Origin of the sequence: Saliniferula longa, from assembly GCF_050789285.1 — a bacterium.
Lineage (GTDB): Bacteria > Pseudomonadota > Alphaproteobacteria > Rhodobacterales > Rhodobacteraceae > CAVPWP01.
The window spans coordinates 809,124-828,345 of record NZ_JBOUVX010000002.1 but is presented as its reverse complement, the minus strand read 5'-3'; the positions used below and the strand labels follow the sequence as shown (position 1 = coordinate 828,345).

Sequence of the window (19,222 nt, the reverse complement as noted above, 5' to 3'; positions counted from 1 at the left end):
CCTGCCCGTTCCCTCAGCGCCGGTCGCGCAGGCTGTAGTAGATGAGCACGGCGATGGCCCAGCCTGTGGACAGAAAGAGCCCGACCAGCGCAAGCAGGGTCAGACGCTCGGGAAACTGCGAGCTTTCGGCCAGTGTCGGGCGGATGTAGGGGGCAAGATAGCGGCTTTGCCGCCGCGCCTCGGCCAAGGCCGCGTCGTAGGCCGCAAGGGCCGCGACATAGGCCTGCTCGCCGAATTCCCGGTCGACGAGCAGACGTTCGAATTCCGAGATCAGGGTGGCGTAATCCTCGCCCCCGTCGCCGACCGCCGCGCCGACCCCGAACTTGCGCCGTTCCTCGGCAATGCGTGCCTCGATGACCGCGATGCGCGCCTCGGACTGGGCGATCCGCGGGTCACTTTCCACAGTGCTGCCGCGCAGGAGGTCGATCTGGATATAGGCCTCGGCCAGTTGGACCTGAAGGGTATTGAGCAGCCCCATCTGGCCGGCGATATCGGCTGTCGGGTCCACGATCTGCGTGCGCGACCGGAACTCGGTCAGCCGCTCACGCGAGACCTTGAGCCGTTCCACCGCGCGGTCGAGTTCCTCTTGCGCGAAGCGGGTGGCGTCCAGACGGGCGATGGCCGACAACTCGTTCACGAGGGTCGAGCTTTCCTCGAGCACCGCCGATGCGATAGCTTGCGCGTCTTCGGCCGTGAAGGCCAGCGCGCGCACCTCGATCAGGCCGGTCGAACTGTCGTAGGCGATGTGCGTCATGCGCGACCAGTGGTTCACCAGATCCTCGATCGAGCCGCCTTCGGGAAACGCGAAGACCGGATCGCCCGTGGCCTTGCCGTAAAGCCCGCGCAGGTCGAGACGCTGGTCAAGCGTCTGCACAAGCTCCTGGCTCTGGATATACTCGTAAAGGATGTCGGCGTCCGAGCTTGTCCCGCCCGAGATCTCGGCCACACCGCCCAGCAACTCGAGACCCGAGGCGAAATCCTCGGTCCGGACCGAGAAACCGACGGTCGAGGCATACTGGTCGCGCGCGACCGCATAAAGATAGACAGCCGACACGAGGAAGGGCAGCACCACGAACAGCAAGAAGCTTCCCGCGATCCATCGGTGGCGGCGCTTGACCTTGGCTGCTCCGCTGGGGGCGGGCACCACGCTCAGCACCGACGCGTCCGGCAAGGCTTGTGCGCCGGGGTGGGATTGGCTTTTACTGACGTGCGTCAAACTGCTGCGCCTTTCGCGGCGACCGGTGTTGCGGACGATCCTAGCCAGATGAGGTCTGCGTGAAAACAGAGTTCTCGCCCCAGGTGCCCGGCGCGCGGGGTCTGCGACATCCCAGACGCCGGTTCGCCTCGGTCAGGACGATCGTCGCGATGATGCTGCGCGAGATGGTCACGACCTACGGGCGTTCGCCCGGGGGCTATCTCTGGGCGGTGCTGGAACCCGTCGCCGCGATCGGGCTTCTGTCGGTCGCCTTTTCGCTTGCCTTCGCGCAACCATCGCTTGGGACAAGCTTTCCGCTGTTCTACGCGACGGCGTACCTTCCCTACATGCTGTTTCACGACGTGGCGAACAAGGTTTCGGCCTCGCTCAGCTTCTCGAAGCCGCTCATGGCCTATCCGGCGGTCACCTATGTCGACGCGCTTCTGGCGCGGTTCCTTCTGAACGTGATGACCCATGTGATGGTCTTCGCCATCGTGATGTCGGCGATCGTCGGCACGCTGGGCTCGCCGGTGATCGTCAACCTTCCGGGCATGCTCAACGCGCTGGCCATGGCCGCGGCGCTGGGCCTGGGGATCGGAACGCTGAATTGCTATCTGATGCTGGCCTTCCCGGCGTGGGAGCGGCTCTGGATGATCCTGACGCGGCCTCTGTTCATCCTGTCGGGCGTGTTCTTCCTTTACGAAGACATCCCGCCCGAGTTTCAGGGTATCCTCTGGTTCAATCCGCTCTATCATGTCACCGGAGCGATGCGAGACGCCTTCTATGCCACTTACGACGCCGCCTATGTCAGCCCCGTGTTCGTCTATGGCATCGCCGCCGTCACGCTGGCTTTCGGCCTCATGGCCCTGCGCAACAGCCACAGCGAACTTCTGCTTTAGCCCGCACGGACGGACATGGCGCCGGACAGTCTGAGAGCAGAGCACCCGCATCCTGTCGCCGAGGGCGCCGCCGGGCGCGCGCATGTGGTGATCCTGCTTGCGCTTTACAACGGCGGCACACGCCTGCGCGAGCAACTCGACAGTCTGGCCGGCCAGAGCCACGGCAACTGGTCGCTGATCGTGAGCGACGACGGATCGACCGACGACGGTCCCGAGGTTCTGCGGCGCTTCGCGGAAGAGCATCCAGGTCGCGAGATCAGCCTGATTCATGGCCCCCGGATGGGGTTCGCCCAGAACTTCCTGCATCTTCTGCGCGCCGCCGATCCGGACGCCGATTTCGTGTCGTTCTGCGATCAGGACGACGTCTGGCTTCCCGACAAGACGGCGCGCGCGGTCGCGGCCCTGTCGCGGGCCGGTCCCGAGGTGCCGGCGATGTACTGTGGACGGACGATCCACTGCGACGAGGCGCTGCGGCCGCTGCGGCCCTCTCCGCTGTTCGCGCGCCCGCCGTCCTTCAGCAACGCCCTGGTGCAGAACATCGGCGGCGGCAACACGATGGTGCTGAACAAGTCCGCGCTGCGGATGCTGGCCGCGGCCAGCACCCGCGTCGAAGCCATCGTGTCGCATGACTGGTGGGCGTATCAGGTCGTCTCGGGCGCGGGCGGGACGGTGATCTACGAAACCGAGCCAGGGCTGCTTTACCGTCAGCACGGGGCCAATGCGGTGGGCGCGAACGGCACGACCCGGACCGCGCTTCAGCGGCTTGTCCGAGTCATGCAGGGCCGCTTCCGCGACTGGAACGACCAGAACGTCGCGGCGCTGAGCGCCACGGCAGACCTGCTGACGCCCGAGAACCGCGCCCTGCTCGAGACGTTCCGGGCCGCGCGCGCGGCGAGCCTGCCGCGACGGCTGAAGCTCATGCGCGCCCTTGGGTTGCATCGTCAGACACGGCGGGACAATCTTGCGCTGTGGTTCGCGGTGCTCACGGGGCGGGTCTGACGGGTAGAGAGCGGTTGCCTTGCCGCGGCCGAGTTGCGAGTGTCGCCGCGAAAGCGGGAACCGGTCCAAGGATGGCGCACCTCCGTGTTTGAGCTGTTTCGTCGCGCGTCGGCCGTCTATCGCCGGTACCGCAGGCACCGCCTTGAAATCCGGACCGGACCCGTCCCGCTGACTGGTCCCGCGCCCGGGGTGGCTGGATACGTCGAGCGCATCGTGTTCTCGCCCACCGGCACCGCAGTCACGGGCTGGACGCGCGGGCAGCGCATATCCCTGGCAAGCGGAGGCGCGACCCTGGTGCTGGCCCCAGCCGAGCTGCGGTCGGACGTGCCCGAAACTTCCGACGGACCAGGGCGCGGGTTCGTGGCCAGGCTTCAGTCGGGGATCGCGCCGCTTGATATCGAAGCAACGGGCCAGGGGTGGGCAGGCCGCACGCAGGTCAGCGCACCAGGAATCGTGGCGCGTCTTCGGGCAGAGGCGCGCGTCGCCCTTTCCTTTGCCGCGCTTCTTCTGCGGAACCTGCCGGCCCTGCGCGCCTATCTGATCGGCGGAGACGAGGCATCCGGGAACGCCCTGCGTGCGATGACGGGCCTCTTCGGAGGGGGCCATGTGCGCCGGATCCAGCCAGGCCTGATCGGTGACGGTGCGGTTTCCCGCGACCAGCACGACGGGGTGCCCGTTGTGGTCGTCCTGCCCGTTCATGGCAAACCGGCAATGGTCGAGGCGCTGCTGGCCCGCCTTGTGGACGAACCGTCCCGGACCGACCTCCACATCCTCGTCATCGACGATGCCTCGCCCGAGCCCGAAATGCGGCCGATGCTGCGCGACTGGCGCGATCGCCGGCCTGAGCGTTTCGACCTGATCGAAGCGGCCGAAAATGCGGGATTCGTCGCCTCGGCCAACCTCGGGCTGGCGCGGGCGGAGGACCGGGGCGCCCATGTCGTGCTGCTCAATTCCGACACCCTGCCGCCGCCGGGCTGGCTTGACCGGCTGCTGGCCCCGATCCGGTCGGACGCGGGCGTGGCAAGCGTCACGCCATTCTCGAACGACGCCGAGATCCTTTCGGTTCCGCGCGCCGGCTATCGCTGCGAGATTACGGCCGGCGTGGGTGACCTGATCGACCATGTGGCAAAGCGCTTCGATCCCGCCAGGTCGATGATCGAGGTTCCGGTCGGCATCGGCTTCTGCATGGCCATGAACCGTCGCTTCCTGGACCAATTGCCCCGGTTCGACACGGTCTTCGACCGCGGCTACGGCGAAGAGGTGGACTGGTGCCGCAGGGCGAGCGCCCTGGGCGGGCGCCACATCGGGCTGGCGTCGCTGTTCGTCCACCACATCGGCGGGGCGAGTTTCGGCAGCGCCGAGAAGGCCGCCCGCGTGGCGCGCAGCAACGCCGTCATCAGGCGCCGGCATCCCGTCCATGACGCCTCGGTCGCGCACTTTCTCGAGGACGATCCGGCCTTTGGTCATCGCTTTGCGCTGGCCCTCGCCCAGGCCGGGGCCGAGACGGATGTCGCCGTGCCCGTCATCCTTGCACACAGTCTGGGCGGCGGGGCTGAAAGCTGGCTTCACAATGTGATCCGTGACCGCACGGGGGCCGGTGCCTCGACCGTCGTGGCGCGCGTGGGCAGCGCCTTGCGCTGGCGGATCGAGCTTCACCGCCCCGAGGCGTCGCTTGTCGCCGCGGTCGATGACGACGCGACGGCGATTTCCGTCCTGTCGTCGCTGCGGCAGCGCCGGATCGTCTATTCCTGCGGTGTCGGAGCTGTCGACCCGAGGGCCCTGGTCGGGCTGATGTCGGCGCTGTCAAAGGGGCCGGGGCAGTCCGCCGAAGTCCTCTTCCACGATTTCTATCCGCTTGGCCCGAACTACACCCTGCTTGGCGCCTCGGGCGTCTTCGAGGGGGTGCCGGACGCCGCCTGCGAGACACCCCAGCACCAATGGAGCGGGATCCCGGGGCAGAGCGATCCGATGTCGCTTGCCGAGTGGCGCGGCCTTTGGGGACCGTTCCTTGGCGGCGCCGCCCGGATCCGGGCGTTCTCGCAGGACAGTGCCGGGCATGTGGTCGCCGCCTATCCGTTCCTTTCGGGTCGGATCGAGGTGTCGCCGCACCGCATGGGGGCGACACCGGCGGCGGCACGGCCGCCCCAAAACGGCGAACGGGTGATCGGCGTCCTGGGCGACCTGAACCGCGCGAAGGGCGCCGAGGTCCTGCAAGAGCTTTCCAGATGGCTGTCGCGGGATAGACGAAGGCCGGGACTCGCCCATGTCGGCAGCCTCGACCCGGCCTATCGCCTTGCGCGGGGTCATGTCAGCCACGGTGCCTATCGGCTGGACGAGATCGACGGGCTTGTGCAGCGCTATCGGATCGGTTGCTGGTTCATGCCGTCGGTCTGGCCCGAGACGTTTTCGTTCACCACGCACGAGATGCTGGCGACGGGCCTTCCGGTCATCTGCTTTCCCCTCGGTGCCCAGGCCGAGGCGGTGGCGAGGGCGCCCAACGGGGTGGTTCTGCCGCGTCTGGACACCGACCCGGGGCGGATCGGCGCCGAGATCATCCGGATCATGGGATGGTGACGGATCTGTCCGATTGTCCCAACGACAGCCCGCCTATCGAACAAGCGTCTCGATCTCCTCGCGGGACAAGTGCCGCGCAAGCGCACGCCGAATTTCGGGTGTCAGGACCGGGGACGGAAGGGCGATCGCCCCAGGATCGGTCTGCGCTTCGGGACCGAGGTCAAGGTCGAAGACCGGCCTGCCACCCAAGAACCGATCGGAAAGTTCGCGATATTCGGCAAGGTAGGGCGCGACCAGCCGATGGCGCGCCGCCGCGTGAAGCCGCAACGACGGCGATCCGTCCGAGGCAAGCGCGACAAGCCGCGACACCGCCGCGCGGCGGGATTCGGTTGGAAGAGAAGCCCGCTGCACCAGGTCGACGATGGACAGGATATTGGCAGATGGCGACGGGTTTTGCCGGACGTCGGCCAGGGCAAGACCCGAGGGATCGGCGACGCCCACGGCCGACAGGAAATCGCGGATCACGTCTTCGGGGCCACCACCCTCGCGATAGATCACGAGGCGAAGATTGCCTTCGCCAAAGCTCCTGGACCAGGCGTTGACCAGATCGAGATAGGACAGTTGCAGAGGCCTGTGGGCCCGCTGGAAGTCCACGAAGCTTTCCAGTGTCCTGCCCCACTTCGGCGCCGGAACCGACTGCACGGCCTGCGCATAGAACGAGCGCAGCCACTCGTCATGGCGGCGTAGGCAGATCACGATCCTGACGTCCATTCCATCGAAGAACTCGCGGACGCGGGCCACGTCGCGGCGCAGCACGAAGAACTCGGAACTCATCATGACGGACCGTGGATGCAGGCGCGCCACTTCGCGATCGAACGCCTTCCGCAGCGCGGCGATGCGTCCGTCGTCCGGCGTCAGAAACGCGGGGTCGTTCGTGAAGCCAAGTGCCTCGCTCAGGTCAAAGTGGCTTTTGCCACCGCGCCCGCCGCGCCCCATCCCGGTTTCGGGAACAAGCAGCGAATGCCGCTTCAGAAGCGTCTTTCGGTTTGCCGCCAGCGCCTCCTGAATCGCGGTCGAGGCGACCTTGTTCATCCCGATGTGCAGGTAGATCTCCAACCGACGGTGCACTCCCTTGTCATGCCTGCTCGGCCGCATTCAATCCTTGCCGACGGGTGGCGTCCATCTCGAATTCCGGCGGCATCCCGGCGACCCGGGGGCAGGACGGGTGGCGCACACCCGCGCGGGACATCGCCGGACCGGCAGACCGGGGCCTGTTGCATGGGACCCCCGAACCATAATACTCAGAACGTTACAGAGACCATTCTGGTGGGTGACGACAAGTCTGCCCCTTGCAGAAGAAAGCGGAAACACCGTGACCGAAGGCAGTGCACGGCCTGACGGCGTCCCAGCGCCCGAGATCACCGAGGTCCGCCGACGGGGTCTGGCACTGATCGTCGTGGCCTTCGTTTTCAGCATCTTCGTCAACATCCTGATGCTGACGGGCCCGCTTTTCATGCTTCAGGTCTATGACCGTGTGCTGTCGTCGCGGTCGGAAGAAACGCTTCTGGCTCTGACGGTTCTTGTCGCGGCGCTTTACGCGCTCATGTCCGTGCTCGACTATGCCCGGGGACGCGTCCTTGCCCGCTATGGGGCGCGCTTCCAGTCGGCGCTGGACGCGCGGGTCTTCAAGGCGACGCTGACGCCGGGCAAGGCCGACCCCAAGCAGCGTCTGACCGCGCTTGGCGATGTCGAAGCGGTGCAGGCCCTTTATGCCTCGCCCGCGTTCACCGCGATCCTCGACACCCCCTTCACGCCGCTCTTCATCGCGGCGATCTTCATCTTCCATCCGATGCTCGGCTGGGTTGCGCTGGGCGGCGGCGTGCTTCTGATCGTCATCACGATCCTCAACCGCGTCCTGACAAAGAAGCGGCTTGAGGCGGCACAGGTGGCGGCGGAAGAGGCCAAGCGCTTTTCCGACAACGCCCGACTGGCGCGCGAGGTGATCCGCAGCCAGGGCATGCTGCCGGCCGTGGCCGAGCGCTGGACGGACAAGCGCCGCAAGGCCCTTGACGAAGCGATGCGCGCAGCGGACCGAACGGGCACCTTCGGATCGGTGTCGAAGGGCCTGCGCCTGTTCCTGCAGTCCTTCATTCTTGCGGTCGGCGCCTGGCTCGTGCTCGAGGGACAGGTGACGGCGGGCGCAATGATCGCCGCATCGATCCTGATGGGCCGGGCACTCGCACCGATCGAGCAGCTGATCGGGCGCTGGCCGCAGGTCGAGCGGGCGCGCAGCGGGCTCAAGTCGCTTCGCGGCTTTCTGTCGGCAATCCGGGAACCGGCCGCCCGCACCGCCCTGCCCCGCCCCGAGGCGCGGCTTTCGGTGCGCAACCTGACCGTGGTCGCCGGCGAAGATCGGCACCCGATCCTGAGGGCGATAAGCTTCGAGGTCGAGCCGGGACAAGCACTGGGCGTCATCGGCCGCAGTGGGTCGGGCAAGACGACGCTTGCCCGGGCGATCGTGGGCCTTCAGACGGCGGCGGCGGGGGAAGTCCGGCTGGGCGGCGCGCTTCTGGACCAGTACGCGCCCGATACCCTGGGCCGCCATATCGGCTATCTGCCGCAGGACCCGATGATGGTCGACGGCACCATCGCCGAGAACATCGCGCGCATGTCGCTGACGCCCGACAGCGAACGGATCGTCGCGGCCGCGCAGGCGGCGAAAGTGCACCAGTTGATCCTGGGCCTTCGGCAAGGATACGACACGCCGGTCCGGGGCAATCAGGTGGAACTGAGCGGCGGACAGAAGCAGCGCGTGGCGCTTGCCCGGGCGCTTTACGAGGATCCGGTCCTGCTGGTTCTGGACGAACCGAACTCGGCCCTGGACATGGAGGGCAGCGAGGCGCTGAACGCGGCCGTCCGGCACATGAAGTCGGAAGGAAAGACGGTGATCATCATGACGCACCGCCCTACGGCGATCTCGGAATGCGACAACCTTCTGGTTCTTGACGACGGCCGCATCACCGCGCAGGGGCCACGCGACGAGGTGCTGCGGTCGATGGTGAAGAACGCGGCCGACGTGCAGCAGGCCATCGCGCGGAAGACCTCGTCATGAGCGCGGCATCCAAGGACTGGCCCGTGCGGGGACCTGTGCTGACGGGCGTTGGTGCGCTTGTCCTCCTGATCGGCGTCCTTGGCGTGTGGAGCGTGCGCACCACGCTGAGCGGCGCGGTCATCGCCAGCGGGATGGTTGTGGTCGAATCGAACCGCCAGGTCATCCAGCATCCCGAAGGCGGTGTCGTGGGCGAAATCCTTGCGCGCAACGGCGATCAGGTCGAGGCGGGACAAACGCTGATCCGCTTCGACGACACGCTGCTGCGGTCCGAGCTTGCAGTGCTCGACGCGCAACTCATCGAGATTCAGGCCCGCAAGGCGCGCCTTGAAGCCGAGGCCTTGGGGGCGGCGACCATCGACTTTCCCGACGCGCTGCTGGCAATCGCGGATACCAATCCCGAGGCAGCCGCCCAGATCCGCGGACAGGAGGACCTGTTCACGGCTCGGATCGGGACGCTTGGCCAGCAGGCGCAGCAGCTTGACGAGCAGATCCTGCAGATCGAGAACCAGATCGAGGGCACGACCGCCCAGCTGACCGCCCTTGGCACGCAGGAAGAGCTCATCGTCGGAGAGCTTGCCGACCAGGAATCGCTTTTCGAACGCGGCCTTGTCCCGGTTGGCCGGGTGATCGAGCTTCGGCGCGAGGCGGCGCGACTTGCCGGCGAGATCGGGAAACTGACGTCGGAGGTTGCCCAATTGCGCGGCCAGATCGCCGCGATCGAGATCGAGAAACTGCGGCTTGACGCGACACGCCGCGAGGAGGCGATTGTCACCCTTCGCGACATCCAGTTCCGTGAGATCGAGCTGTCCGAACGCCGGCTTGGCCTTGAGGAACGTCTGTCCCGTCTTGAGGTGCGATCGCCGGTGCCCGGCGTCGTCTATGACCAGCAGGTCTTTGCCGTGCAATCCGTGGTCCAGGCCGGCGCGCCGATGATGTATGTCATCCCGCAGGATCAGCCGCTTCTGGTCCAGGCTCGGGTGTCATCGGTGCATGTCGACGAGGTTCGTCTGGGGCAGGAGGCCGTGCTGCGCTTTACCGCCTTCGACCAACGCCGCACGCCCGAGATGACGGGCCATGTCGCCGCGATTTCGGCCGACGTCTTCGTGGACGAACGGACCGGGGCGAACTTCTACGAGATCCAGCTTCTGCCCGGCCCTGACGAGTTGTCGAAGCTTGACGGTCAGGTCCTGTTGCCGGGGATGCCGGTCGAAGCCTTTATCCGGACCGAGGATCGCACGCCGATTTCGTATCTGACGAAGCCGTTGACCGACTATTTCAACCGGGCGTTCCGCGAAAGCTGAGGCGCGGCGACCGCGACGAGGGCGGGGGCCGAATCTGCCTGGGCGCGGTCCGGTTGCGGGGCATGGCGCCCCGGGGCCGCCGAAGGATCGCGCCGGGCATCGCGCCAGAGGCGCGCCGCGCGCCGCCCCGGCAACCGCACGATGCGCGCTGCGGTCAGGTAAAGCACGTAGACATCAAGCGCGAGGCTGGCATTGCGGGTATAGAGCCGGTCGATCCGAAGCTTCTGCGGCAGGCACCTGCGCAGGTAGGTCTCTTGGGTCTCGGCCGCGCTGCGGCAGCGCGCGAGGAGCCGCTCTTCCCGGCCACAGACGATGACGGTGGCGAGTCCGGAAATGCCGGGACGGTCGCGAAGGATCTCGGCATAAGCGTCCGGGGCCGCCGCAACCAGAACATCCAGCGGGGGACGCGGGCCGACGAAGCTCATGTCGCCGCGCAGCACGTTCCAGAGCTGCGGCAACTCATCAAGCCGGGTGCGCCGAAGCCACCGGCCAAGGGGGGTCACCCGGTCGTGCATGTCGCCGCCAAGGACACGCTGCCTGCCCTGCGAACATGCCTCCATCGTCCGCAACTTCACCAGTCGGAAGCTCTGGCCCGGGGCGCGCATCCGGTCGGCAAGGAAAAGCACCGGACGGCCCTGCACCACCACCAGCACGACCGACAGGATGCCCAGAATGGCAACGGCCGGAAGCACAAGCATCACAGCCAGAATGAGATCGGAAATGCGTTTGACGGTCATCGGGCGGTAATGGACGTGTGTTCCCGACAACAGCTAACATCAATAAGGACGCGCCGCATTTGATTTTTTGCGATTCGGCGGTACAGTCCGCGATGCTGGGATTCCACCCGACCGGCCGTGCCGGGACCGCAAGGAGTTTGAATACATGAAGAAGACCTTCATCGGTGCAGCCGTGATCACTGCGATGATGGCATCGGCCACGGCCCCCGCGTTCGCCGGCGGTCTGGGTGCGCCCGCGATCGAAGACGAACTGATCGTCGTCGAAGAAGCCCCTGGTGGCGTGTCCCCCGGCCTCATCGTGGGCGGGCTTGTGGGCCTTGCCCTGATCGCCGCCGTCGTCAGCTCGAGCGACGACACCTGATCAGGCCTTCGCACCCGACCGGATTGGGTCGGGTTACAGGCGCAGGATCTCGATCTCGGCATAGCCGACGATCGGCGAAATCCATTGACGGGACCGCCTGACGGTCCCGTTCGTTTGTTTCCAGTAGGTGTTCACGAAGCTCTCGCCCTCGTAGGCGCAGGTTTCGGTCACGCGTGTGGCGTCGATGCGTTCGCCCGAGACGAGGGTGATCGTTTCCCGACCCGCGGTGCGCAGGTCGCAGGAAAACCGGCGCACGATGAACCGGTCATTGCCGTCCAGATGCCATGTGGTCCGCGCGACACCGCTGCCCGATCCGGCCGCGAGCGCACGCGACACGGACTCGACACGCGCCTGCATCAGGTCGTCCCCCAGCCCACGGGTTGACGTCATGATGTCCCCACGCAGGGTAAGCGTCTGCCTTTCCGCGGTGGACCAGGTGCGAACCCCCCGGTTGTCGCCGAAGGGCACCATCGGCGCGGCGGCTCCGCTGGTGGGTAGCGTGATCAAGATCAGGGGCCCGGGCACAGCCTGGTAGGAGGCGCGGCCGATTTCCGCCGGAGACGGCGCTTTGCCGGGTGTCACGACCTCGGCGGCGGACTGCATGGCGGACCGGAACTCCTGCCCCGTGGTCGAGTTGCCGCACCCGCCCAGTGCAACGATGCCCGCAAGAGCCGCGCCCAGCGCAAAGGATCCCTTCGGCGTCGATCTCATCGCCAGAACCGCCCCCACCGGTCTTCGAGTTGCGTCTGGTCGGTGTCGCGCACAAGACCGTAGAGCCGCCCCCCCACCTGAAGCTTCGCCCCGCCGTCGCGGCTGAGCGAGCGCAGCACCGTCTGCGAGCGGCTTTGCGACGGCAGGCCCGAGAACCAGCTGAACGGAATGGTCAGCGTGATGCCCTTGTCGAACGACCCTTCGCCGAATTCCTCGTAGGTCGCATCGGTGCGCGTGACATAGGCGCCGATTTCCCATCCGTTGTTGAACTCGCGGGTCAGGGCCAGCGTCGCGCCCACATCGCCGGCAAGATAGCGTCCAAGGTCGAGGCGGGCGTGGTAGCCGCCGTCGAACTCGTAATACGTCGAGACGAAGCCGGTCAGCACGTCGTAGTCCTGAAAGCCGAACATCATGTCGAAATCACGCTGACGAACAAAGGAAAGCTCGGCCCCGAAGCCAAGACGCGAGTCGATGGGTTTCCACAAGACCTCGCCACTGACGCCACCGAACATCTGTTCAAGGTAGCCGACGGTCACGCGCGAAAAGACGTCAGGCGCGGGGCGGGCGTACCAGGCGGCGGTCAGATCCTCGATCCCCGGGTCGCCCTCGGCCGCGTAAAGCGCCACGTTCGACCGCACCGGCGGCAAGAGCGTGTCGGAAGACTCGGGGACCTCATCAAGGTTGCCGACCAGCCGCTTGCTGATCGCGCCCCCGAAGACGACTCCGCGCGCAAGTTCCGCCTGCCCCGCAAGGAGCAGCCCGAAGTCGGCGCGCACGGGTTCGTCGGGGTCGAAAAGGCTGATCGACAGATAGGGCGTGAGCGACCAGGTGAAGTCCATCGTGCCGCCGTCCAGGGCATCGGCCGGGGCAAGCCGCAGCGCGTCATCGAAGGCCACGCGCGGCAGGATGGCAAGCGGGTCCGCCTGTTCCAGCGCCTCGAGGTCGCTGCGCCGGATCGTGACGGCCGCCGTCGGCAGGCCGCTTTCGACCAGCGACACGATCGTGAAGGTTTCGACCGAGGCAGGCAGGGCGCGCGTCAAAAGCCGCGCCGTCCGCCCATAGGCCTGCGGCTCGGCGCCGAAGCGTTCGTTCCGGATCACCAGACGCGCCTCGCGCCCCGTCAGGGTCATGACCTCGAGGGCGATGCCGTCCTTCGCCAGCTGTTCGGCCACGACCTTCTGCAGGGCGGGCACCGTTTCGCCGTCGTTCACCCAGGCTGTGGCCCAGCTTTCGGGATTCTCGGCGGGCGTCGGCCGGGGGCGAACCGGCAGGGGGCCGGGCTCGCGTCCACTGGGGTAGGCCGGGGTCTTGGGGTTCAGCGCATAGGTGAACTGCACCCCGACTTCCGAGCCATAAAGGTAGTATCCCGAAACCACAGACGACTTGCCCAGGCGATAGTCGAAGCCAAGGTTCACCGGGGAGGACTGGTCCATCGTGCCGATGTCGGTTTCGGTGACGTAGGTGTCCGACGAATACTCGGCCTTCAGCGTCAGGCGGTCGGTCGCGCGCCAGGCCACGCCACCGAACGGGGCCACGGGTCCCTTGAACCATTGGTCGTAGTTGACCTCGCCGCCAAGACCCACGTCGATCGGCGGGCGCTCGCCGAAGGGCGATCCAAGGCTATTGCGGGTTCCAAAGCGCCCCCAGCCAAGGCCGCCCGTCACCTGCACATCGCCGAAGGTCTTGGTCGCGACGATGTATTCGGCGGCGTAGATGCCCGTTCCCAGAAGATCCTGGAAGCCCACCGCGATCGCCGGGCGGTTCGCGTTTTCCGTCAGGATCTGCAGGCTGACGTCGAAGCTGCGGTCGTAAAGCGGTTCGTCCCCGGGCTGGAAGAAGCCGCCGATGCGCGAATAGCGAAAGCTCGCCATGAGCCACGGCGCGACTTGAAAGGTCAGGGAATTGCGGTTCGTGTCGGGAAAGCCCGAGAAGGTGATCGCAAGCTCGCCATCCGCGAACTGCGCCGCCGAGGGCATGTCGATCAGGCCCGGAGTGCCGTAAAGCGAGGTCGAAAACGCCAGGTCAGCCGCCTGGGCATCGCCCTGGGCGGCGATCGCCATGCCTCCGACCACGGTGGCTACGACAAGTCCCTTCGATGCCATCGCCCGATGTTCCGACCCGCTGCCTCTGCCCTTTTGCCGGATCGCCCTTGGTGGGACCTTCGGCCTTGTTATGCTTTTGAGTCTAACAGCAAATCTGGCACGATGAAACAGTGGTAATCGCGCCGACGCCCGATTGCCCCTGCACCCCGGCGCCCCCGGGTCCCGCGCGCAACTGCGGCAGGTCCCATCGGACATGTCAGGGCGCCGGACCCGCGGCCGCACACTGCGGAAACAGACAAGCATTCACATATACTTATCTATACATTATTCTTGATCTGCCGGGTCCCGAGGCGCGGCCGAGAAACGAGGAACGGAGGGATAAAGATGAAACCCAAAGCGACACTGCTGGCGGGCGTTTCCACGCTGGTCCTGTTGGCGGCCTGCGCGCAGCAGGAAGAACCGGCGGTCGTGCAGGTCGAGCCGATCTACGACAAGTACGGCAACGTGGTCTACGTGCCGGCGGCGGACGGTACGGTGGTGCCGGTATCGGGCGGTGACGGCGGGTCCTCGACCGTTCCCGGCGACGACACGAATGGGTCGGACGATGACGGCTCTGACGACGACGGCACAGGTCAGAACCGGAACCAGTACCAGTCGCAGACGACCAGCGAAAACCAGAACACCAACGAAAATCAGAACTCCAACGAAAATCAGAACCGCAATCAATCGGGCGGCTGACGTGCTACGTTCCGGACCGCTTCGGTTTCGGGTCGGATGGGATTTCGGGTTCGAAGAACTGGATGCGCCGCCAGCCATGCTGGCGGCGCCTGCATTTTCGACGGGGGCTCAGTGGCCACCAGTCCCGGCCGATGAGACGGCCTTCGCGCCGCGCGCACCCACCGAGCCGTCAAGTTTTCCGCGCGCGGCCCGGATCATGGTGCCACGCATCTCGTCCTCGCCCGGGGTATCGACGCTGCGCGCCTGATTGCTTTCGTGAAACTGGCTGTCGACCGTGTCACCTTCGGATGCCCAGGGATTGGCGTGGGCGGCAAGCACAGGGCTTGCGACACAGATCATCGCGGCGGCAATCGACAGGGTTGTCTTCATCAGGGGTCCTTTCCGTTCGAAGTGCCCATGGGACACCCCCTTCCCCACGGAAACTTATACATATCAATTTCCGCATCATAGGTCTACGTCGTTTCCAGACGGGGGCGGCCAGTTCGCAGAGACTGCAAAAAACGCAAGGCGTTGACATACGTCAATTTTTGAAAATCAATAATACGCATTATTGCATCTGTTGGGCGTGGACACCCACCGGTCGAGCTTTGCGGGCGGGGGATCAACAAGAGACGTATCCGCCCCGGCACATGGTGGAACAGGCGAGGGTTCGAGAGGAGTACGGCAAGCAAGAGGCGGCAGACGACGCCCTTGCGACAGCCGGAACTGCAGAAAAGGGAGGGAGAGCGCGACCGACGGCATCGCCGTTCGGCAACGGGTTTTCCTTGCCCTGACTCCTCTCGCAGTCGGCGCCGCTTGCATGAGAAGGAGGGTAGCAATGGCTACACCGATCAATCCAGAGAACGCGATGGACTGGGACGAGCCGCTGAACACGGACCCCCTGTTCACGTCGAAGCACATTTTCAACACGGCAGACATAACCGTCACCTTCAATGGCGACACGGTCGGACAGATCGCGGACCCGACGTCGGTCTTCGACACGACCGGGGCGAACGGCACCAAGACGACGAAGGACGGTGTCACCCTTTATCCGATCGACAGCGAATTCGGTTTCTATGTCGATGATTTCAACGCAGCCACCCCAAAGGAACTCGACGGGGACTATGCCGAAGGCTGGGCCGGCGATCTGATCATCGGCGGCGAACAGGTGGGCCTTGTCCTGTCGGATTCGCCGACAGATACCTTCAAGACGCCCGCCGTTCTTGGCACGTGGCTGGCCGGCATCGGCGGCAACACCGTCAAGGCCTCGACCGAGCATTACACCGTCATGCAGAATGTCCTGTCGGACGCCAAGTATCCCGGCGACCCGGACGCGGACTATGCGCTGGACGACAACCTCATCCTTCTCAGCCAGAACCCCGACTGGAACGGGTTGTATGTCGCAGACCTTCTGGCCGATCCCGAAACCTATGGCGTCGTCGACAAGAACGGTGACGGCATCCTCGACATCCGTGACCTGCTGAACCCCAACGAAAGCACCATCGCCTACGACATCGCCTACAGCACCGACTACTCGGTGACGATGAAGGATGACGGCAAGCTGCTGTATCGCTGGGGCAATACGATCAAGCGGCCGAACGACATCCGTCTCGAAGCGGAACTGCCACTGCCGGACGAATGGACCGAGGTCAACCCCGACAACCTGACCAAGCTCTTCCAGATCACGTCGGCCGAACTCGTCGTGCATCACACGATCACGAACAACCCCAACGACCAGGTGCGGCCCGAGGACTTCGAGAACGAATCCGCGATCGGGACGCTGCCGACCTATGCGATCGTTCCCGACTACAACGAGGACGGGAACGGCCCGCGCGAGGTCTGGGTGTCGACGGCCGACTATTATGCCGGTGACGGAACGCTTTACGAGGCCGGCACGATCCTGCGCGACGACTGGCTGGCCGATCAGGCCGCCGCTTCAGACGCCGCCGCGCTTGGGCTTGTCGATGCCTCGACGCTTGCGGGCTATACGAACGCCTGGTTCACGACGATGGACCGCGAGCCGTTCGAGCCCGACCTGAACGAGGACGGTACGGACTATGACACCGGCCCGCGCTGGCGCCTGCAGCCCGACAAGTATGGGCAGGATCTGCCCAGCGTGGTCATCCCCGTCGATCCCAGCCTGCCGCCCCCGCCGCAGCAGGACGAGGTGAAGTACGAAGTGGGGCTGGAGACGCAGACGGTTCTGAACATGCTTGACTGGGCGACCGAGATCTCGCCCCTGTCGATCAGCGCCGGATGGCAGAACAACGCCGGCGACGTGTCGGTCAACGGGCTGAACCTGACCAACAACTTCGACGTGGCCGTCTACCTCAAGGGCGATATCAAGCCGGCCACGATCTACAGCGCCGAACTGGTGATGGACTACGAAGAGATCCCGTTCCATGCGGCGGGTGCCGCGATCACCGGAACGGCAGGCTCGGACTACCTTGTCGGCATCGGCAACAACACCTTCACTGGCCTCGGTGGGGCTGACCTTTTCGTGCTGTCCTACGGCACCTCGCTGACGAACGTGGTCACGGCGAGCGTGATTACCGACTTCGAGGTCGGACTCGACAAGCTGGGGCTCATCGGCTTCGACGCCCTTCGCGGGTTCGACGCGGAAGACCCGGCATCTGCGGCCCTCATCACGCAGGCGGTGATCGACGACGACGTGACCGTGTCCGTCGACGGCGCGCTTGTGGCCACCCTTGAGGGCAAGGCGGCCGAGCTTGACACCGACGGCGACGGCACGATCGAGGCAGGAGAAGGCCTGAGCCTGCTCGACAGCTTCTTCGTTTCGAACCCGATGCCGGCCGACACCCCGCCCGTGAACGTGATCGACGGGACGCCGGGGGATGATCTGCTTGTCGGCACGGCCGGGATGGACAGCATCTCGGGTCTTGCCGGCAACGACACGCTCTATGGCCTGCAGGGCAACGACACCCTTCTCGGCGACGCAGACAACGACCTGATCTTCGGCGGCAGCGACGACGACCTGATCCTGGGAAGCGGCGGCCTCGATACGCTTTACGGCGACACTGGCGCCGACACGCTCGATGGTGGTGACAACTCTGACCGCTACTTCCTTGCCGACGCCCTGGATACCCTGCAGGACACAGGCACGGTCGGCTTCGATGAGGCCTTCGTGACCCTGACCACGGGCGTGGCCATCGATGTTTCCGGCTGGAGCGGGATCGAACGCCTCAACGGCTACGAGGGGAACGATACCCTTGACGCCTCGGGGGCATCCACGGCTTGGGTCCTGTCGGGCGAGAATGGCGACGACTCGCTGATCGGCGGCGCGCTGAACGACACGCTTCTGGGCGGCGCCGGGAACGATTTCCTGTCGGGCGGTGACGGTGCGGACCAGATGCTGGGCGGCACCGGCGACGATACCTTCGACGGCGGTGCCGGCGATGATACCTTCTTCATCGGCCAGTCGGGCGACGTGGTGCAGGACGGCGGCACCGGTTTCGACAAGGCGCAGATCAACAACGCGGCCGGCGTGTCGCTGTCGATCGGCACATGGGTCGGGGTCGAGCGGGTGAACGGCTTCACCGGGAACGACGCGATCGACGCGACCGGCAGCGCCGCAAGCCTGATCATGGACGGGCGCGCGGGCGACGACACGCTGAGCGGCGGCAGTTCCGGCGACACGTTCTATGCCGGCGACGGGAACGATTCCGTCTTCGGCGGCGCGGGCAACGACGCGCTGATCGGCGATACCGGCAACGACACGCTTTCCGGCGGTGACGGCGACGACTTCCTTCTGGGCGGCGGCGGCGCCGATGTCTTCGTCTTCGACGATGACTGGGCCAACGACGTCGTGAAGGACTTCACGATTGGCGAGGACACACTCGACTTCACACTTCATTCGGGCGTCGCTTCGCTGGGCGATCTCACGATCGAACAGGCGGGGACCGACACCCGGATCACGCTCGTCACGCCGGGTCTCGATGTGCTTTGGCTTGCCAATATCGATGCGGTCGATCTGGGCGCCGGAGATTTCCAGTTCGCCTAGCCCGCTTCCACCGGGATTGGCCGACAAGTCAGACACCCGCAGAAACCGAACCGCCGGGCCCAGGGCCCGGCGGTTTTTCTGTTGCCGGGGACCATTGGCTGGAAGCGAAACCAGGGCAATCCCCCCGGGGGCCAGTGCCCAATCGTGGCAAAGGCCCCGAGAACTTCAGCCAGCCTGTGGAAACCCTGCGCTGAAGGGCGTCCCTTGCTTGCCGTTCAGGGCTTGCTTTAGCACTATGGCCAAAGCGATTGATGCGCGATCCGGCGCACCGGCGAGAGGATCACCTGTTGCGAAGAACCGAAGTTCTCTGGGGAATCGGCAACCTGCTTAATTCCCGACGGCGATGTCATGGCCATATCGACCGTTATCGGGATGGAAAGGTCGAAGGATGGGCCGCACAGCATAACTCGCAAGATCCGATCGCCGTGGATCTGCGGGTCGATGGGGAACCCCTGATCAGGGGAACGGTCGCCGATCTCTTTCGGGGCGATCTGCTGGATGCCGGCATCGGCGAAGGGCGCCATGGGTTTTGCATCGAGACCGGCGACCTGCCCAAGGGCTGCGCGATCGAATTGATCGCCAGCGACACAGGGGCCGTCCTGTCTTCGTTCGT

At 65.7% G+C, this 19,222-nt stretch carries 15 protein-coding genes; 8 read left to right on the top strand and 7 right to left on the bottom strand.

Translation table 11 applies throughout. The features are described 5' to 3' along the window. Positions 1-13: 13 nt before the first annotated feature. A complete protein-coding gene (locus ACRDNQ_RS10555) occupies positions 14-1,171 on the bottom strand; it encodes a sugar transporter (RefSeq protein WP_431828606.1) in 1,158 nt (385 codons plus the stop codon). Between the two features lie 104 nt (positions 1,172-1,275). On the opposite strand from ACRDNQ_RS10555, the gene ACRDNQ_RS10550 reads away from it, so the two are divergent. From ACRDNQ_RS10550 to ACRDNQ_RS10540, 3 genes are all read left to right on the top strand, one after another. Next, the gene (locus ACRDNQ_RS10550) at positions 1,276-2,094 is read left to right on the top strand and encodes an ABC transporter permease (RefSeq protein ID WP_431828605.1); all 819 of its coding nucleotides are present in this window, start codon (positions 1,276-1,278) and stop codon (positions 2,092-2,094) included. A gap of 15 nt (positions 2,095-2,109) precedes the next feature. Continuing rightward, positions 2,110-3,093 (top strand): glycosyltransferase family 2 protein, encoded by a 984-nt coding sequence (locus ACRDNQ_RS10545; RefSeq protein ID WP_431828604.1) that lies wholly within the window; start codon positions 2,110-2,112, stop codon positions 3,091-3,093. Between the two features lie 84 nt (positions 3,094-3,177). Beyond that, entirely contained in the window at positions 3,178-5,667 is a 2,490-nt protein-coding gene (locus ACRDNQ_RS10540) for a glycosyltransferase (RefSeq protein ID WP_431828603.1), read from the top strand. A gap of 33 nt (positions 5,668-5,700) precedes the next feature. Here ACRDNQ_RS10540 and ACRDNQ_RS10535 read toward each other — a convergent pair whose 3' ends face one another. Then, entirely contained in the window at positions 5,701-6,735 is a 1,035-nt protein-coding gene (locus ACRDNQ_RS10535) for a hypothetical protein (RefSeq protein ID WP_431828602.1), read from the bottom strand. A 244-nt stretch (positions 6,736-6,979) separates the two neighbouring features. Between ACRDNQ_RS10535 and ACRDNQ_RS10530 the strand changes: the two genes are divergently transcribed. Together ACRDNQ_RS10530 and ACRDNQ_RS10525 are read left to right on the top strand one after the other, a co-directional pair. Next, a complete protein-coding gene (locus tag ACRDNQ_RS10530; RefSeq protein ID WP_431828601.1) occupies positions 6,980-8,719 on the top strand; it encodes a type I secretion system permease/ATPase in 1,740 nt (579 codons plus the stop codon). Continuing rightward, positions 8,716-10,020, top strand: coding sequence for an HlyD family type I secretion periplasmic adaptor subunit (locus ACRDNQ_RS10525; protein WP_431828600.1), 1,305 nt, complete (start codon positions 8,716-8,718; stop codon positions 10,018-10,020). The genes ACRDNQ_RS10530 and ACRDNQ_RS10525 overlap by 4 nt, the downstream gene beginning before the upstream one ends. Here ACRDNQ_RS10525 and ACRDNQ_RS10520 read toward each other — a convergent pair. After that, on the bottom strand, positions 9,990-10,757 hold the full coding sequence (locus tag ACRDNQ_RS10520) for a sugar transferase (RefSeq protein ID WP_431828599.1): 768 nt from the start codon (positions 10,755-10,757) through the stop codon (positions 9,990-9,992). The genes ACRDNQ_RS10525 and ACRDNQ_RS10520 overlap by 31 nt on opposite strands. A gap of 145 nt (positions 10,758-10,902) precedes the next feature. Between ACRDNQ_RS10520 and ACRDNQ_RS10515 the strand changes: the two genes are divergently transcribed. Then, a complete protein-coding gene (locus tag ACRDNQ_RS10515; RefSeq protein WP_431828598.1) occupies positions 10,903-11,118 on the top strand; it encodes a hypothetical protein in 216 nt (71 codons plus the stop codon). A 33-nt stretch (positions 11,119-11,151) separates the two neighbouring features. Here ACRDNQ_RS10515 and ACRDNQ_RS10510 read toward each other — a convergent pair whose 3' ends face one another. Continuing rightward, positions 11,152-11,721 carry a YjbF family lipoprotein gene (locus ACRDNQ_RS10510; protein WP_431828597.1) on the bottom strand — a complete coding sequence of 190 codons (570 nt, stop codon included), beginning with the start codon at positions 11,719-11,721 and terminating at the stop codon, positions 11,152-11,154. Positions 11,722-11,825: 104 nt separating this feature from the next. Beyond that, positions 11,826-13,931, bottom strand: a complete 2,106-nt coding sequence (locus tag ACRDNQ_RS10505; protein WP_431828596.1) for a YjbH domain-containing protein — start codon at positions 13,929-13,931, stop codon at positions 11,826-11,828. 324 nt (positions 13,932-14,255) lie between these two features. Here ACRDNQ_RS10505 and ACRDNQ_RS10500 point away from each other — a divergent pair, with 324 nt between their 5' ends. Next, positions 14,256-14,609 carry a hypothetical protein gene (locus ACRDNQ_RS10500; RefSeq protein WP_431828595.1) on the top strand — a complete coding sequence of 118 codons (354 nt, stop codon included), beginning with the start codon at positions 14,256-14,258 and terminating at the stop codon, positions 14,607-14,609. A 108-nt stretch (positions 14,610-14,717) separates the two neighbouring features. Here the strand turns inward: ACRDNQ_RS10500 and ACRDNQ_RS10495 are convergent, their stop codons facing one another. Beyond that, the gene (locus tag ACRDNQ_RS10495; RefSeq protein WP_431828594.1) at positions 14,718-14,978 is read right to left on the bottom strand and encodes a hypothetical protein; all 261 of its coding nucleotides are present in this window, start codon (positions 14,976-14,978) and stop codon (positions 14,718-14,720) included. 448 nt (positions 14,979-15,426) lie between these two features. Here ACRDNQ_RS10495 and ACRDNQ_RS10490 point away from each other — a divergent pair, with 448 nt between their 5' ends. Further along, entirely contained in the window at positions 15,427-18,609 is a 3,183-nt protein-coding gene (locus ACRDNQ_RS10490; RefSeq protein WP_431828593.1) for a calcium-binding protein, read from the top strand. Between the two features lie 233 nt (positions 18,610-18,842). On the opposite strand, the gene ACRDNQ_RS10485 is transcribed toward ACRDNQ_RS10490, so the two are convergent. After that, on the bottom strand, positions 18,843-19,133 hold the full coding sequence (locus ACRDNQ_RS10485; protein WP_431828592.1) for a hypothetical protein: 291 nt from the start codon (positions 19,131-19,133) through the stop codon (positions 18,843-18,845). Positions 19,134-19,222: the final 89 nt, after the last annotated feature.

What these genes read in the sequence shown, in the direction of transcription:
- ACRDNQ_RS10500 (WP_431828595.1), top strand. Translation starts at nt 14,256, where the DNA reads ATGAAACCCAAAGCGACACTGCTGGCGGGCGTTTCCACGCTGGTCCTG.
- ACRDNQ_RS10485 (WP_431828592.1), bottom strand. Translation starts at nt 19,133, where the DNA reads ATGGCGCCCTTCGCCGATGCCGGCATCCAGCAGATCGCCCCGAAAGAG.
- ACRDNQ_RS10505 (WP_431828596.1), bottom strand. Translation starts at nt 13,931, where the DNA reads ATGGCATCGAAGGGACTTGTCGTAGCCACCGTGGTCGGAGGCATGGCG.
- ACRDNQ_RS10520 (WP_431828599.1), bottom strand. Translation starts at nt 10,757, where the DNA reads ATGACCGTCAAACGCATTTCCGATCTCATTCTGGCTGTGATGCTTGTG.
- ACRDNQ_RS10525 (WP_431828600.1), top strand. Translation starts at nt 8,716, where the DNA reads ATGAGCGCGGCATCCAAGGACTGGCCCGTGCGGGGACCTGTGCTGACG.
- ACRDNQ_RS10545 (WP_431828604.1), top strand. Translation starts at nt 2,110, where the DNA reads ATGGCGCCGGACAGTCTGAGAGCAGAGCACCCGCATCCTGTCGCCGAG.
- ACRDNQ_RS10495 (WP_431828594.1), bottom strand. Translation starts at nt 14,978, where the DNA reads ATGAAGACAACCCTGTCGATTGCCGCCGCGATGATCTGTGTCGCAAGC.
- ACRDNQ_RS10515 (WP_431828598.1), top strand. Translation starts at nt 10,903, where the DNA reads ATGAAGAAGACCTTCATCGGTGCAGCCGTGATCACTGCGATGATGGCA.
- ACRDNQ_RS10510 (WP_431828597.1), bottom strand. Translation starts at nt 11,721, where the DNA reads ATGCAGTCCGCCGCCGAGGTCGTGACACCCGGCAAAGCGCCGTCTCCG.
- ACRDNQ_RS10490 (WP_431828593.1), top strand. Translation starts at nt 15,427, where the DNA reads ATGGCTACACCGATCAATCCAGAGAACGCGATGGACTGGGACGAGCCG.